Annotated in this window: 15 protein-coding genes; 14 read left to right on the plus strand and 1 reads right to left on the minus strand. The window is 46.3% G+C overall.

Annotated features, from left to right (window positions below; translation table 11 throughout):
* Positions 1 to 3 precede the first annotated feature (3 nt).
* From QWT69_RS02265 to pyrG, 9 genes are all read left to right on the plus strand, one after another.
* On the plus strand, positions 4 to 855 hold the full coding sequence (locus QWT69_RS02265) for a 3-hydroxybutyryl-CoA dehydrogenase (RefSeq protein ID WP_317968568.1): 852 nt from the start codon (positions 4 to 6) through the stop codon (positions 853 to 855).
* Between the two features lie 128 nt (positions 856 to 983).
* On the plus strand, positions 984 to 2,120 hold the full coding sequence (locus QWT69_RS02270; RefSeq protein ID WP_317968570.1) for an acyl-CoA dehydrogenase: 1,137 nt from the start codon (positions 984 to 986) through the stop codon (positions 2,118 to 2,120).
* Between the two features lie 498 nt (positions 2,121 to 2,618).
* On the plus strand, positions 2,619 to 2,777 hold the full coding sequence (locus QWT69_RS02275) for a hypothetical protein (RefSeq protein WP_317968572.1): 159 nt from the start codon (positions 2,619 to 2,621) through the stop codon (positions 2,775 to 2,777).
* Positions 2,778 to 2,924: 147 nt separating this feature from the next.
* A complete protein-coding gene (locus QWT69_RS02280; RefSeq protein ID WP_317968574.1) occupies positions 2,925 to 4,064 on the plus strand; it encodes an acyl-CoA dehydrogenase in 1,140 nt (379 codons plus the stop codon).
* 18 nt (positions 4,065 to 4,082) lie between these two features.
* A complete protein-coding gene (locus QWT69_RS02285; RefSeq protein ID WP_317968576.1) occupies positions 4,083 to 4,709 on the plus strand; it encodes a TetR/AcrR family transcriptional regulator in 627 nt (208 codons plus the stop codon).
* 78 nt (positions 4,710 to 4,787) lie between these two features.
* Positions 4,788 to 8,045 carry a fused isobutyryl-CoA mutase/GTPase IcmF gene (gene icmF, locus QWT69_RS02290; protein WP_317968578.1) on the plus strand — a complete coding sequence of 1,086 codons (3,258 nt, stop codon included), beginning with the start codon at positions 4,788 to 4,790 and terminating at the stop codon, positions 8,043 to 8,045.
* Between the two features lie 158 nt (positions 8,046 to 8,203).
* Entirely contained in the window at positions 8,204 to 8,362 is a 159-nt protein-coding gene (locus QWT69_RS02295; RefSeq protein WP_317968580.1) for a hypothetical protein, read from the plus strand.
* A 72-nt stretch (positions 8,363 to 8,434) separates the two neighbouring features.
* Complete coding sequence (gene rpoE / locus QWT69_RS02300; RefSeq protein ID WP_317968582.1) at positions 8,435 to 9,001, plus strand: DNA-directed RNA polymerase subunit delta; 567 nt, start codon at positions 8,435 to 8,437, stop codon at positions 8,999 to 9,001.
* A gap of 264 nt (positions 9,002 to 9,265) precedes the next feature.
* Positions 9,266 to 10,879, plus strand: coding sequence for a CTP synthase (gene pyrG, locus QWT69_RS02305; RefSeq protein WP_317968584.1), 1,614 nt, complete (start codon positions 9,266 to 9,268; stop codon positions 10,877 to 10,879).
* Positions 10,880 to 11,080: 201 nt separating this feature from the next.
* Here pyrG and QWT69_RS02310 read toward each other — a convergent pair whose 3' ends face one another.
* Positions 11,081 to 11,602, minus strand: coding sequence for a DUF2529 family protein (locus QWT69_RS02310; RefSeq protein ID WP_317968586.1), 522 nt, complete (start codon positions 11,600 to 11,602; stop codon positions 11,081 to 11,083).
* Between the two features lie 221 nt (positions 11,603 to 11,823).
* On the opposite strand from QWT69_RS02310, the gene QWT69_RS02315 reads away from it, so the two are divergent.
* The 5 genes from QWT69_RS02315 (at position 11,824) to glpX (ending at position 16,301) form a co-directional block, all read left to right on the plus strand.
* Positions 11,824 to 12,192: a response regulator gene (locus tag QWT69_RS02315; protein ID WP_317968588.1), complete on the plus strand. Its 369-nt coding sequence runs from the start codon at positions 11,824 to 11,826 to the stop codon at positions 12,190 to 12,192.
* A gap of 133 nt (positions 12,193 to 12,325) precedes the next feature.
* The gene (locus QWT69_RS02320; RefSeq protein WP_317968590.1) at positions 12,326 to 13,183 is read left to right on the plus strand and encodes a class II fructose-bisphosphate aldolase; all 858 of its coding nucleotides are present in this window, start codon (positions 12,326 to 12,328) and stop codon (positions 13,181 to 13,183) included.
* 112 nt (positions 13,184 to 13,295) lie between these two features.
* Positions 13,296 to 13,943 carry a fructose-6-phosphate aldolase gene (gene fsa / locus QWT69_RS02325; protein ID WP_317968592.1) on the plus strand — a complete coding sequence of 216 codons (648 nt, stop codon included), beginning with the start codon at positions 13,296 to 13,298 and terminating at the stop codon, positions 13,941 to 13,943.
* A gap of 21 nt (positions 13,944 to 13,964) precedes the next feature.
* Complete coding sequence (murA, locus tag QWT69_RS02330; protein ID WP_317968594.1) at positions 13,965 to 15,242, plus strand: UDP-N-acetylglucosamine 1-carboxyvinyltransferase; 1,278 nt, start codon at positions 13,965 to 13,967, stop codon at positions 15,240 to 15,242.
* 93 nt (positions 15,243 to 15,335) lie between these two features.
* Complete coding sequence (gene glpX / locus QWT69_RS02335; RefSeq protein WP_317968596.1) at positions 15,336 to 16,301, plus strand: class II fructose-bisphosphatase; 966 nt, start codon at positions 15,336 to 15,338, stop codon at positions 16,299 to 16,301.
* Positions 16,302 to 16,342: the final 41 nt, after the last annotated feature.

Genomic DNA, 16,342 nt, shown 5'->3' on the forward strand with positions numbered 1-16,342 from the left:
CATATGACGATCCAAAAAGTATTAGTCATCGGCGCGGGACAAATGGGCGGAGGCATCGCACAAGTTTGTGCACAAGCCGGATTTGACGTGAAACTGAATGATATTAAAGAAGCGTCTTATACAAAAGGCATCGGTGTTATTACGAAGAACCTTTCACGCAATGTCGAGAAAGGCAGAATGACAGAAGATGAAAAGAATGCAGTTCTAGGACGCATTACAATGTCTCTAGACCTGCAAGATGCAGCAGACGTTGATATTGTCATTGAAGCCGCTGTTGAAAACATGGCTATTAAAAAAACGATCTTCGCACAGCTCGATGAAATTGCACCGAAGCATGCGATTTTAGCGACAAACACTTCATCGTTGCCGATTACAGAAATCGCTGCAGCGACAAAGCGTCCCGAAAATGTTATCGGTATGCACTATATGAACCCAGTGCCTGTCATGAAACTCGTTGAAATCATTCGAGGACTTGCGACTTCTGATGAAGTGTATGAGGCAGTCGAAGAGATGACGCGCAAACTGTCGAAAACACCTGTTGAAGTAAATGACTACCCAGGATTTGTCGCGAACCGCGTACTTATGCCGATGATCAATGAAGCGATTTACACATTGTATGAAGGTGTCGCGTCAAAAGAAGCGATTGACGACGTCATGAAGCTCGGCATGAATCATCCGATGGGGCCGCTGCAACTCGCAGATTTCATTGGCCTCGACACTTGCCTTTATATTATGGAGACATTGCACGAAGGATTCGGCGATTCCAAATACCGCCCATGCCCGTTGCTAAGGAAATATGTCAACGCAGGCTGGCTCGGTAAAAAATCCGGCCGCGGTTTCTATGAGTATAGTTAAAAAGTAGTGATATAAATTAGTAGCTGCGTGATATACATGGGTCATTGATTGAAATAATCTTTTATCCAATCAATGGAACTGTGTACTTGTTAAATAAGCTTTGTATTTTAATTAAAGGGGTCGTCATTATGGATTTACAATTCACCGAAGAACAACAGATGATGCGCACGATGGTGAGGGATTTTGCCAAGACTGAAATCGAGCCGTTCATTCCCCAGATGGAAGCTGGAGAATTCCCGCGCGAAATTCTGAAAAAAATGGGCGAACTTGGTCTTATGGGCATTACTGTCCCTAAAAAATACGGCGGCTCCGAAATGGATTTCATTTCGTACATCATCGCCATTCACGAACTGTCGAAAGTGAGCGCGGTTGTCGGTGTTATCCTATCCGTCCATACATCTGTCGGAACAAATCCGATTATGTATTTTGGCAATGAAGAGCAAAAAGACCGTTACTTGCCGAAAATGGCATCAGGTGAATTTATCGGCGCATTTTGCCTGACTGAACCCTCTTCCGGTTCGGACGCTGGATCATTGAAAACGAAAGCCGTCAAAAAAGACGGTCATTATGTACTCAATGGCTCCAAAGTTTTCATCACAAATGGTGGAGAAGCGGATGTCTATATCGTCTTCGCATCAACGGATTCCACGAAAGGGACATACGGCATCTCTGCCTTCATCGTCGATAAAAACACACCGGGCCTTATTATCGGAAAAGACGAAGAAAAGATGGGTCTTCACGGATCGCGAACTGTGCAATTGACGTTCGAAGATATGAAAGTGCCCGCGGCCAATCTGCTTGGTGAAGAAGGAGAAGGCTTTAAAATCGCGATGGCGAACCTCGACGTCGGTCGCATCGGCATCGCTGCCCAATCACTCGGTATCGCAGAAGCTGCACTTGAAGCGTCAATCGGATACGCAAAAGAGCGGATCCAATTCGGCAAACCAATCGCAGTGAACCAGGGAATTGGCTTCAAACTTGCAGATATGGGAACCGCTACAGAAGCAGCTAGACTACTCGTCTACCGTGCAGCGCAACTCCGATCTGAAAACAAATCATGCGGCAAAGAAGCGTCCATGGCTAAACTGTTCGCATCCCAGGCCGCTATGGACAATGCCATCGAAGCCGTCCAAGTATTCGGAGGCTACGGCTACACTGAAGACTACCCAGTCGAACGCTATTTCCGCGACGCCAAAGTCACTCAGATCTATGAGGGCACGAGCGAAATCCAACGCATCGTAATTAGTAAGCATCTGACGAAATAACGTTGTTAGGGATGATTTTACGAATTGTGTTGAGCGGTTATATGGTAAACTTGAGCGTAAATCGTGCCAGGTTGAGCGGATATTCCGGAACTTGAGCGGAAATCGTGTCAGGTTGAGCGGATATTTTACTCGCCGTTACAATAAAGGGCGAAAAGCTAATTGGTCTTTTTTTTCCGCGGGAAGCTCCCTTCGTTATCGTTAATCCGTCGCGCAGAATGCTTTTGACAAATAAATCTCGGTTTTGCTCTTTGAATTGGGCACGACTAGCACGAGGTTGAGCGGATATCTGGAAACTTGAGCGGTTTTGGCTCAATGTTGAGCGGTTATTCCAGAACTTGAGCGGAAATTGTGTCATGTTGAGCGGTTATTCCAGAACTTGAGCGGAAATCACGCCATGTTGAGCGGTTATTCTAGAACTTGAGCGGAAATCGCGTCAGGTTGAGCGGTTATTTCGGAACTTGAGCGGAAATCGCGTTTACGGGCGGGAGTTCCCCGTTTATGGGCGTCCGCTCGGCTATTACGAGCGCGAGTCCACCGTTTACGGGCGGCCGCTTGGCTTTTACGGGCGCAAGTCACCTGTTTATGGGCGGCCGCTCGGCTTTTACGGGCGCGAGTCTCCCGTTTATGGGCGGACAATCGGCTTTTACGGGCGCATGATCGTCATTTACGGGCGCAAGCCCCCGTTTACAGGCGGTACACCCCACAACATTGAGCCGAAACTGCATTAACATTGATCACACCTAGTATTCGCATGGTGCGTAAATACCTATTTATTTCAATCATAAACCCAAGGAGGAAACAAAAATGGATTTCAAACTATCAGAAGAACATGAAATGATTCGCAAAATGGTACGCGACTTTGCAGAAAAGGACGTCGCACCAACAGCAGCAGAACGGGACGAAGAAGAGCGGTTCGATATGGACATCTTCAAGAAAATGGCTGAACTTGGCCTAACGGGTATTCCTTGGCCTGAAGAATATGGCGGCATCGGCAGCGACTATCTTGCTTACGTCATCGCAGTTGAAGAACTGTCACGCGTTTGTGCATCTACAGGCGTTACGCTATCTGCACATACGTCCCTCGCAGGATGGCCGGTATTCAAATACGGTACAGAAGAACAGAAGCAAAAATACCTTCGTCCGATGGCAGAAGGAACGAAAATCGGTGCATATGGTCTAACGGAGCCAGGTTCAGGTTCTGACGCGGGTGGCATGCGCACAACAGCGAAACTAGATGGAGACGACTATGTACTGAACGGTTCTAAAATCTTCATTACAAACGGTGGAATCGCTGATATTTATATCGTTTTTGCAGTTACTGATCCAGAGTCAAAACATAAAGGGACGAGCGCGTTTATCGTTGAAGCAGATTACCCTGGTTTCTCCGTCGGTAAAAAAGAGAAAAAACTCGGGATTCGTTCATCCCCAACAACGGAAATTATGTTTGACAACTGCCGTGTTCCTAAAGAAAACCTTCTCGGCGAAGAAGGAGAAGGCTTCATCATTGCGATGAAAACACTTGACGGTGGCCGTAACGGCATCGCTGCACAAGCAGTCGGTATTGCACAAGGCGCACTTGACGCTTCCGTCGATTACGCAAAAGAACGTGTTCAGTTCGGTAAACCAATCGCTGCGAACCAAGGCGTTGGCTTTAAACTCGCGGATATGGCAACAGCTACAGAAGCATCACGTCTATTGACGTACCAGGCTGCTTGGCTTGAATCGAACAACTTACCGTATGGAAAAGCGTCCGCCATGGCCAAACTGATGGCAGGAGATACGGCGATGAAAGTGACAACGGAAGCGGTCCAAGTATATGGCGGATACGGCTATACGAAAGATTACCCTGTCGAGCGCTTTATGCGTGATGCAAAGATTACGCAAATTTACGAAGGTACACAGGAAATTCAGCGGCTCGTCATCTCCCGCATGCTGACAAAATAATCGGGGGTGCACTGCACGATGCAACTCAAACACGAAGTGAAATCTTCAGTCAAAGATGAAAGTCTGATCGAAAAGCGACGAGACCAAATTATTGAAGGCGCCGTCAAACTGTTCAAAGAAAAGGGATTCCACCGTGCGACGACACGCGAAATCGCCAAAGCGGCGGGATTCAGCATCGGCACGCTGTATGAATACATCCGGACGAAAGAGGATGTCCTCTATCTCGTCTGCGACAGTATCTACAATGAAGTACAGAATCGCCTGTCTACATCGCTCGATCAGGAAGGGACAGTCGAAGGGTTACGCCAGGCAATCAGCACGTATTTTCATCTCATCGATGATATGTCGGACGAATTCGTCGTCATGTACCAGGAGTCGAAGTCGTTGCCGAAAGATGCGCTTCAATATGTCACAAACAAAGAGATGGAAATGGTAGCGCTGTTTAAAAATCTAATCCGAAAATGTGTCGATGCTGGGGAGCTCCGCATTACGGAAGAGGCGGTCGATATGGCCGCCCATCATCTCGTCGTCCAAGGCCAAATGTGGGCGTTCCGCAGATGGGCGATTCGTAGCTCGTATACAATCGACGATTTCATCCGTCTTCAAACCGACCAGTTATTAAATGGGCTAGTAAAAAGTTCTTAAGAACGAGTTCTATACGTTGGATAAAGTGCAGTGTCGTGCTGCCTTCCAGCGTGCAATCGTAGAAGGGGTGTGTGGTAAATGGAAACAGTAGACATATACAAACCAAAAAATCACGTTCGTTTTGTAACGGCTTCGAGTCTTTTCGACGGCCATGACGCATCCATTAATATTATGCGCCGTATTTTGCAGTCGACAGGTGCAGAAGTCATTCACTTAGGACATAACCGTTCCGTCGAAGAAGTCGTCAATGCGGCGATTCAGGAAGATGTACAGGGAATTGCGATTTCTTCCTACCAAGGTGGCCACGTTGAATACTTTAAATATATGCATGATCTTCTCCAGGAAAGAGGTGCGCCACAAATTCGCATCTACGGCGGTGGTGGCGGCGTCATTTTGCCGAAAGAAATTAAGGAACTGCATGATTATGGCATTGCGTGGATTTTCTCACCAGAAGACGGACGCAAAATGGGTCTTCAAGGCATGATTAACCGGATGGTCGAAGAATGTGACTTCCTCACTGAAAAAGAGGATGAACTTGAAAATCTTCAGCATGTCAGCACGGATCGTCCCGAAGTGCTTGCCAACTTAGTCACATACGCGGAAGAAATGTATAACAAAGACAATCCTGAAGCGAACGCGTTCATGGAACAGGTGAAATCAATGTCAAAACAGACACCAGTTCTTGGTATTACAGGAACGGGTGGAGCAGGGAAGAGCTCGCTCACGGATGAACTCATTCGCAGATTCCTGCGTGAACTTCCCGACAAAAAGGTCGCAATCCTATCAATCGACCCGACCAAACAGAAAACTGGCGGGGCGCTTCTCGGTGACCGAATTCGCATGAACGCCATCTTCAACAAACGCGTCTATATGCGCAGTTTGGCAACACGTGGTTCTCGTTCTGAATTATCCGGTGCGATTAAAGACGTCTTAGATGTCGTGAAAACAGCGGGCTTTGACTTGATAATCGTTGAAACAAGCGGTATTGGGCAAGGGGATGCTCAAATTACGGAAGTGTCCGATGTGTCCATGTATGTCATGACGAGTGAATTCGGTGCGCCGACGCAACTTGAGAAAATCGATATGATCGACTTCGCAGATCTAATTGTTATTAATAAATTCGAGCGCAAAGGGTCTGAAGACGCACGCAATCAAGTGCAGAAACAGTATCAGCGCAGCCATCTTTTATTCGATAAAGAATTGGACACGATGCCTGTGTACGGCACAATCGCCAGCCAATTCAACGACAAAGGCACGAACTCCCTGTTTGCGGCACTCGTTTCGAAGTTAAATGAAAAATGTGGTCTCGATTGGGAAACATCTTACGAAGACTTCATCAAAACACAAAAGCAGAACGTCATCATCCCGAATGACCGTACGCATTACTTGCGCGAAATCGCGTCGACAATTCGTGAGTACCATAAAAAGTCCGGACAACAAGTTGATTTAGCTCGCCGTTTATTCCAACTGGAAGGGGCAATCGAAGCGGTCCAGGAGAAAAATCTGGACAATGCACTCGTCGCATCTCTTGAGTCGTTGGCGGAAGGTGTCCGTGAAGAACTGTCTGCCGAATCAAAACGAATTCTCAATAACTGGAAGGCATTGCAAGAATCATATTCCGGCGACGAGTTTGTTACGAAAGTACGTGATAAGGAACTTCGTACAATTTTGACGACGACAAGTCTATCAGGATTGAAGATTCCGAGAGTCTCCTTGCCAAAATTCAAAGACTACGGGGAAATTCTTCGTTGGGTTTATAAAGAGAACGTACCGGGTTCATTCCCTTACACGGCGGGGGTATTCCCGTTCAAGCGTGTCGGCGAAGATCCGAAACGTCAATTCGCAGGGGAAGGGACACCGGAACGAACGAACCGACGCTTCCACTACTTGTCAAAAGACGACGATGCGAAGCGGTTATCGACAGCTTTCGACTCCGTGACATTATACGGGGAAGATCCTGACGAACGTCCGGATATATACGGGAAAGTCGGCGAATCAGGTGTTAGCATCTGTACGCTTGAAGATATGAAAAAGCTGTACGATGGCTTTGATTTATGTGCACCTTCCACTTCTGTATCGATGACAATCAACGGACCAGCGCCGATTATCTTGGCAATGTTCATGAATACGGCTGTCGATCAGCAAGTGAAAATCAAAGAAGAAGAACTTGGACGTGTACTGACTGTCGAAGAGTTCACGGAAGTGCGCGATATGACGATTCAAGTCGTACGCGGTACGGTCCAGGCGGATATTCTAAAAGAAGACCAAGGGCAGAATACATGCATCTTCTCGACAGAGTTCGCACTTCGTATGATGGGCGATATCCAACAGTATTTCATTGACAAGAAAGTCCGTAATTATTACTCGGTTTCCATTTCGGGCTACCATATCGCGGAAGCAGGAGCCAATCCGATTTCCCAGCTTGCGTTCACATTGTCGAACGGCTTCACGTATGTAGAGTACTACTTGAGCCGCGGCATGAACATCGATGATTTTGCGCCGAACTTGTCTTTCTTCTTCTCCAATGGACTCGACCCGGAATACACGGTCATCGGGCGTGTAGCAAGAAGAATTTGGGCAGTTGCAATGCGCGAGAAATACGGCGCCAACGAACGCAGCCAAAAGTTGAAGTACCATGTCCAAACATCCGGGCGCAGTTTGCACGCACAGGAAATCGATTTCAATGATATCCGTACGACACTGCAGGCACTTATGGCTTTGCAAGATAACTGTAACTCGCTCCATACAAACGCATACGACGAAGCGATTACGACACCGACAGAAGAATCCGTGCGCCGGGCAATGGCGATCCAAATGATTATCACGAAGGAACACGGCCTGTCTAAAAATGAAAATCCAATTCAAGGATCATTCATTATCGAAGAACTGACGGACCTCGTTGAAGAATCCGTGTTACAAGAATTCGATAAACTGAACGATCGCGGCGGCGTACTTGGTTCTATGGAAACGCAGTATCAGCGAGGTAAGATCCAAGAAGAATCGATGCACTACGAAATGAAGAAGCACTCGGGCGAATTGCCAATCATTGGCGTCAATACGTATTTGAACCCGAATCCGCCTTCTGAAGAAGACATCGATAATATGGAAATCGCCCGTGCGACGAAAGAAGAGAAGGAAACGCAAATCACGAACTTGCGTGCTTTCCAGTCTAAACATGACGACGCTTCAGCAGATGCTTTACGAAAGCTCCAACAAGTTGCGGTATCAGGCGGCAACATTTTCGAGGAATTGATGGAAACGGTCAAAGTGGCCAGTCTCGGACAGATTACGAATGCTTTGTACGAAGTCGGTGGCCAATACCGAAGAAATATGTAACGTTAAATCAGAACGCTCTCGGCCGGGAGCGTTCTTTTCCTAGTTTTATAGCCTAACTTGGTAATTATAAAAATTCATTTCGTAAAAATGGTTTGCAAGTGGATTTTACACAATGTTCACACGTATAATGGATAGAATAGTAGGAGAGAGGTGTGGGGATGAAACTGTATCAGCATGTTTTGATTATCGGAATCATTCTCTTCCTCGTCTATTTCCTATATGATCAAGGTTTTGGCGCGATTCCTTTTTCACTTGCGGCCATATATCTTGGATATCTCAGCATAAAAGAATTTCAACGGTTCAAGCAGAGTAAATGAGGGTAGCATAAAGGGCACTTCATTGTATATAATGATTAGTATGCTTTTGTTCAGAGAAAGGACGTGCGTTAGATGAACTTGAAAGAATTGAGTAAAGAAGAACTTCTTGAAGAATCTTGGATTGATATTGCTTATGCTATATTGACAGACAGACGTGAACCATTGACGCTTAAAGAATTAATGGACGAAATTCGTGAATTGACAGGTTTGTCCGAAAAACAAGTGAAAGACAGATTGCCACAGTTTTACACAGATATGAATATTGACGGCCGCTTCCTTGCGATCAATGACAACCGTTGGGGATTGCGCGAATGGTATCCTGTCGATCAGATTGAAGAAGAAACAGCTCCTGTCGTAAAAGTACGCAAGAAGAAAAAGAAGAAAAAAGCGTATGATGACGATGAAGATGAGGACGATGACGACGACGCTGAAGAGGACGAGCTATTCGACGAAGGATTCGACGACATTGACGACATCGACGAAGAAGATGACGAAGACGAAGATGAAGATGAGGAAGAAGTCGTGGAAATTGACGTAGATCTAGTTGAAGACGACGATGAGCTTGAAATTATCCCTGATGAAGAACTTGACGTGGATGATGATGAAGATGAGGACGACGAAGACGAAGACGAGCTTTGATTTCGAAAGAATCGGCCGGGTTTTCAACGTGCTTTTTTGAGACTTCCCACGAAATTCCCGAAAAATGGAATGCTATTCCGTCATGACGTAATAGGCACTTTTCTCTTGACATCGGGCGGCTAAGGATTTAAGCTTCTATTTGGGCTCCTTGAATAAGGACACATGAATCCGTGTATACGCGCTCCTTTGTAGATCGACTACAGTGGAGCGCTTTTTTTTATTTCATTCACATAACTGACCCCCATTAAAAAGGAGGAACTATACATGACAAAATATATCTTCGTAACCGGCGGAGTCGTTTCATCACTTGGAAAAGGCATCAATGCCGCATCTCTTGGCAGACTTTTAAAGAGCAGAGGTCTCCAGGTGACAAACCAAAAATTCGATCCATACATCAATATCGACCCTAGAATGATGAGTCCTTATCAGCATGGCGAAGTGTTCGTCACAGAAGATGGTGCTGAAACCGATCTCGATATTGGCCACTACGAACGTTTCATCGACATCAAATGCAACAGATATTCAAACGTTACAATGGGGAAAGTCTACTCCTCCGTATTGAAAAAAGAACGCCGCGGTGAATACAAAGGCGCAACCGTCCAAGTTATCCCGCATATTACGAATGAAATCAAAAGCCTGATTAAGCGCGCGGGCCAGGAAACGAATGCAGACGTCGTCATCACTGAAATTGGCGGAAGTGTCGGTGACATCGAATCGCTTCCATATCTTGAAGCGATTCGCCAATTGAAGACGGATCTCGGTAAAAATGATGTCATGTACATCCACAACACACTAATCCCTTACCTTCATGCTGCCGGTGAAATGAAGACAAAACCGACACAGCATAGTGTAAAAGAATTGCGCGGACTTGGCATTCAGCCAAACATGATTGTCGTCCGAAGTGAATATCCGGTTCCTCAAGAAATGAAAGATAAGATTGCGCTATTCTGTAACATTAAATCAGAAGAAGTCATCGAAGCGCTTGACGTAGAAACACTGTATGAAGTGCCAATCCTTCTTCACGCACAAAACATGGACAAAATTGTCGTCGATTTCCTCGGTCTGGAAACGCAAGAGCCGGACTTGACTGAAATCCATGAACTTGTGAACCGTGTGAGCCACTTGTCACGAAAAGTGAAGATTGCACTCGTCGGTAAATACGTGGAGCTTCAAGATGCATACATTTCCGCAGTCGAAGCGTTCCGTCATGCAGGATATGAGTTCGATACAGACATCGAATTTGCGTGGATTAATTCGGAAGAAGTAACTGCTGAAAATGCAGATGACATTCTGAAAGAGGCTGACGGCATATTCGTACCGGGTGGATTTGGTGACCGCGGTATCGATGGGAAAATCGAAGCGGTTCGCTACGCACGTACGCATAATGTACCTTTCTTCGGAATTGGCCTTGGCATGCAGCTTGCTGCAGTTGAATTCGCGCGTGATGTCATCGGTTTAAAAGACGCACATTCTGCTGAATTCGATAGTGAAACGACCAACCAAATTATCGAAAACAATCACGACTATGATGCCAATACAGATATCGATCAGGCGAGTGGGGACATGCGTCTTGGCGCACATCCATGTAAATTAGTCGAAGGAACGAAAGCGCAGCTAGCGTACAACGACGAATTGGTTTACGAGCGTCACCGCCACCGTTTTGAATTCAACAATATTTACCGCGAACAGTTCGAAGAAGCAGGCATGATCGTTTCAGGAGAAAGCCCAGACGGCCATCTCGTTGAAATTATCGAATTAAAAGATCATCCCTTCTTCATGGGCACGCAGTTCCATCCGGAATTCGCATCACGTCCAACACGTCCGCAACCGTTGATCCGCGAATTCATCCGCGCGGCACTCGACAACCAACAAGCATAATAAAACGGCAGCGCCCATCCTTCAAGATGGTCGCTGCCGTTTTTTACTACTAAATGACACACTATAACATCGTGCAAAAGTCCAAAATCCGTCCTAAAACTCCAAAGACGTCTGCAAAAGTTCATAATCCATCCTAGAACTCCAAAGACGTCTGCAAAAGTCCATAATCCATCCTAGAACTCCACATACCAACCGCTCGCTTCAATCCTCGCCAAATACCATCTCGTCATAAGCCATCTTCACAGCTTCATACAAAAACAGCGCGACGAACACATGCGGCTGAACAATGCGTCCGCCTGTCTCATCCGGCAAAATCCCTTTCACGACGCCTGTCGCCATATATGTATACGCAAGGTCTGCCAGCGCATTATCTTCCACTTCCGCCTTTTCACCGGCCATCACAGCGAACGGGATGAACTGTTCAGCAAGGGCATTGGCTAATGCGAGTGCCTTCTCATCTGTCGCCGATCGTGCAAACAGCCAGACGCGGTCTGCGGAATGGATAGTCATTCCTTCTTCATACCGCAATGCACCTTTAAAAGGTTCCACTGCCGCTAAAGCATTCACTGTCACAGCATCCATTTCGCCGAATCCTGCAAAAATGACGCGTCCTTCACCAATTGTCGCCTGGGCTAGCAGTCGCGCAGTCTCTTCTATGGCATCTTCATTATTCGAACCGGCACGCTGCAAAAGTCCGCCCATTTGAGTCGTTAACATTTTCATATCAAAACCACCTCGTCTCCCATTATATTTATTCCTGCGTATAAAGCCAAATTCCCCATCTTCGGCAGTCTATTCACTTGGATAAAGCCGATTTTCATCTCAAAGCCCGACATGCTACTGAAATAATCTTACAATAACTGTTGGGAAAAGGAGGGTATTTCGATATACCTGTCTAATATATACTAAACATATATATTTAAAGAGAGAGGTGTACCGACGTAGTGAAAACTTTGCTGATTGTAGACGATCAAGCCGGGATACGTCTATTGCTTAACGAAGTATTTTCAAAAGAAGGATTTGAAACAACATTGGCGGCGAATGGAATGGAAGCGCTTCAATTCGTATCAGAGAAAATACCGGACTGCATCCTGCTCGACATGAGGATGCCAGGACTCTCTGGCGTCGAGGTACTAAAACGCATAAAAAAGCAATCAGCGGATGTACCTGTAATCATGATGACTGCGTATGGGGAAATCGAACTGACAGAAGAAGCCTTCCAACATGGCGCCGAGAGATACTTTACAAAACCTTTTAATATTTATGAAGTGCGAGATGCGGTTGTTGAAATCGTCAACCGCAACAAGCATTAAAACAACTAGAATTGGACGAGCCGTTCAAACAGCTCAGACAGTAGTAAATACTGTCTGTTTTTGTTATGATAAAAGTGGTATATAACGTAATGATTCAAAAATTCATCCCAACAATTTTAGAGGAGGATTTTACATGGCATTAGTGTCGATGAAAGAAATGATGATTAAAGGCAAGAAAGAAGGCTACGCAATCGGTCAGTTCAACTTGAACAACCTTGAATACACACAAGCCATTTTACAAGCGGCTGAAGAAGAGAAATCTCCGGTTATTCTTGGAGTTTCTGAAGGTGCAGCACGTTATATGGGCGGATTCACGACGGTCGTACATATGGTGAAAGGACTTATGCATGATTATAAAATCACAGTCCCTGTAGCCATCCACTTGGATCACGGTTCAAGCTTTGAAAAATGTAAAGAAGCGATCGACGCTGGTTTCACATCCGTCATGATCGACGCATCTTCAAAACCACTTGAAGAGAATATCGAAATTACGAAAAAAGTTGTCGACTATGCACATGCAAGAGACGTTTCAGTTGAAGCTGAACTTGGTGTTGTCGGTGGACAGGAAGACGACGTCATCGCAGACGGTGTCATCTATGCAGACCCGGCAGAATGCAAACAACTTGTAGACAATACAGGCATCGATTGCCTGGCACCTGCGCTAGGATCCGTACACGGACCTTACAAAGGCGAACCGAACTTAGGGTTCAAGGAAATGGAAGAAATCTCGAGCCAATCGGATCTCCCACTCGTTCTTCACGGCGGAACAGGAATCCCGACGAAAGATATCCAACGTTCCATCTCCCTTGGAACTGCAAAAATCAACGTCAATACAGAAAACCAAATAGAAGGAACGAAGGCTGTACGCGAAACATTGAACGCCGATCAAGACGTCTATGATCCACGTAAATATTTAACGCCAATGCGCGACGCTATTAAAAAGACAGTCAGCGGTAAAATGCGCGAATTCGGTAGCTCTGGAAAAGCGTAAGGCGCTTGCATAGGGAATCATATTGAACATGCAACAACTGAGAAAAAAGGAGAAGCATCGGAACACGAATGCCTTCTCCTTCTTTTCCATTCATGAAGGAGGAAACTAACCAATGAAATTTTTTATCGATACAGCAAACTTTGAAGAGATTAAAGAAGCACACAGCTGGGGAATCCTGTCCGGCGTTACGACAAATCCATCACTTGTAGCAAAAGAGAATATATCTTTCCACGATAGACTCCGCGAAATTACGGCACTTGTTCCGGGATCTGTCAGCGCAGAAGTCATCGCACTCGATGCGGAAGGCATGATTAAAGAAGGCCGTGAACTAGCGAAAATCGCACCGAATATTACGGTGAAACTACCGATGACGCCAGAAGGGTTGAAAGCCTGCTCCGTATTTTCCCAAGAAGGCATCAAGACGAACGTAACCCTCATTTTCAGTGCTAACCAAGCCTTGCTAGCTGCACGCGCAGGCGCCACATACGTATCCCCTTTTCTCGGCAGACTGGATGATATTGGCCAGGACGGCATGCAACTCATCGCAACGATTGCGGATATCTTCATGATTCACGACATGGACACGGAAATTATTGCTGCTTCAATTCGCAGCCCGCAACATATTACAGACGCTGCACTTGCAGGTGCTCATATCGCAACAACACCATTTAATGTGCTTACGCAATTATTTAAACATCCTTTGACGGATAAAGGAATCGAACAATTCCTGGCAGATTGGGAAGCAAGAGAAACTAAGTGATAGGCACTAAAGGAGACTGAAATGGACGTTTATAAAATTAAAGGCGGAAAACCTTTACAAGGAACAATAAAAGTGAGCGGCGCTAAAAATAGTGCCGTCGCGTTGATCCCGGCATCCATCTTGGCAGACTCACCCGTAACAATCGAAGGACTGCCTGAAATTTCAGATGTCCATACTCTTCAGGCACTGCTTGAAGATATCGGAGGGAAAGTGGAATTTGCGAACGGGAAAATGACGATTGACCCAACGGAAATGATTGCCATGCCACTTCCAAACGGCAATGTGAAAAAACTGAGAGCCTCTTATTATATGATGGGCGCGATGTTAGGGCGTTTCAAACATGCGGCAATCGGGCTTCCGGGTGGCTGCCACTTGGGTCCACGTCCAATTGACCAGCACATTAAAGGCTTCGAAGCACTAGGCGCAAAAGTGACGAATGAACACGGCGCAATCTATTTGCGTGCAGATGAACTAAAAGGCGCTAAAATCTATCTGGATGTCGTTAGTGTCGGCGCAACGATAAATATTATGCTTGCTGCTGTTCGCGCGACAGGCAGAACAATTATCGAGAACGCGGCGAAAGAACCGGAGATTATTGATGTTGCGACATTGCTTACGAATATGGGTGCGAACATCAAAGGTGCCGGTACGAATGTCATCCGTATCGAAGGCGTGGAAAAACTGCACGGTACAAAGCATACGATTATCCCTGACCGCATTGAAGCAGGCACTTTCATGATTATGGCTGCAGCAGCGGGAGACGGTATTACGATTGATAATGTCATTCCGTTCCACGTCGAAGCACTCACAGCGAAATTGCGTGAAATGGGTGTGAAAGTGGAGGAGCGAGAAGAGCAGATCTTTATTCCAAAAACGAAGAACCTGTTAGCAGTCGATGTGAAAACTCTTGTCTATCCGGGTTTTCCGACAGACTTACAGCAGCCGTTTTCCGTTTTGCTCACACAAGCGAACGGCTCGTCCGTCATTTCCGATACAATCTATTCGGCTCGGTTTAAGCAGATTGACGAATTGCGCAGAATGAATGCGGACGGCAAAGTGGAAGGATCATCCGTATTGCTGTCCGGACCGACACCGCTTGAAGGAGCGACTGTTCGCACCTCAGATTTGCGGGCGGGAGCGGCACTTGTGATTGCTGGTTTAATCGCAGAAGGTGAAACGGAAATTCAGGAAATCGTCCATATTGAACGTGGGTACAGCAATTTGATCGAGAAACTTAGAGGTATAGGTGCGGATATTCGAAAAGAATCGATTTCGGAAAAAGCGGTTATTAGTGAATAAATGGGAATTACAGCCCGCACAATTGTGCTATACTGTTCAATGACAAATCATACGGCTTGAAATTCTTAGCGTATAACGGGAGGAACAATCATAATGGAACGCAGTTTATCGATGGAATTAGTACGTGTTACGGAAGCAGCAGCAGTATCGGCTTCACGTTGGATGGGACGCGGTTTGAAAAACGAAGCGGATGATGCCGCGACGACAGCGATGCGTACTGTATTCGACACGATTCCGATGCAAGGTGTTGTTGTAATCGGCGAAGGTGAAATGGATGAAGCACCGATGCTTTATATCGGTGAAGAACTCGGAACAGGGCACGGACCTGAAGTTGACGTAGCGGTCGATCCACTTGAAGGCACGAACATCGTCGCATCAGGCGGATGGAACGCACTTGCGGTTATTGCGATTGCTGACAAAGGCAACCTGCTCAATGCACCGGACATGTACATGGACAAAATCGCTGTAGGACCTGAAGCAGTCGGCAAAATCAGCATCGACGCTACTGTGACAGAGAACCTTCATGCGGTTGCCAAAGCGAAAAACAAAGCGATCGATGAAGTTGTGGCAACTGTTCTTAACCGTGAACGTCATGCTGCAATCATTGAAGAAATCCGTGCTGCAGGCGCGCGCATCAAACTCATCAATGACGGTGATGTAGCAGCGGCTATTAACACGGCATTCGACGATACAGGTGTCGACATCCTCTTCGGACTGGGCGGAGCACCTGAAGGCGTCATCGCGGCAGTTGGACTGAAATGCCTCGGTGGAGAAATTCAAGGTAGACTCGTACCGTCAAACGATGAAGAACGTATCCGTTGTGAGAAAATGGGCTTAGACGTCAACAAAGTCTTATACATGAACGACCTCGTCAAAGGCGACGACGCCATCTTCGCAGCGACAGGCGTAACAGACGGAGAACTCCTTCGCGGCGTTCAATTCAAAGGCGGCTACAGCGAAACCCACTCACTCGTCATGCGCTCCAAATCCGGCACAATCCGATTCGTAGAAGGCAGACACAGCATGAAGAAAAAACCAAACTTAGTAATGGAAAACTAAAAAGCGGAAGGCGCCGGTTAGATGCGACAGGCATAAGACGG

It is taken from the genome of Sporosarcina oncorhynchi (assembly GCF_033304615.1).
In the GTDB taxonomy this organism is placed as follows: Bacteria; Bacillota; Bacilli; order Bacillales_A; family Planococcaceae; genus Sporosarcina; species Sporosarcina oncorhynchi.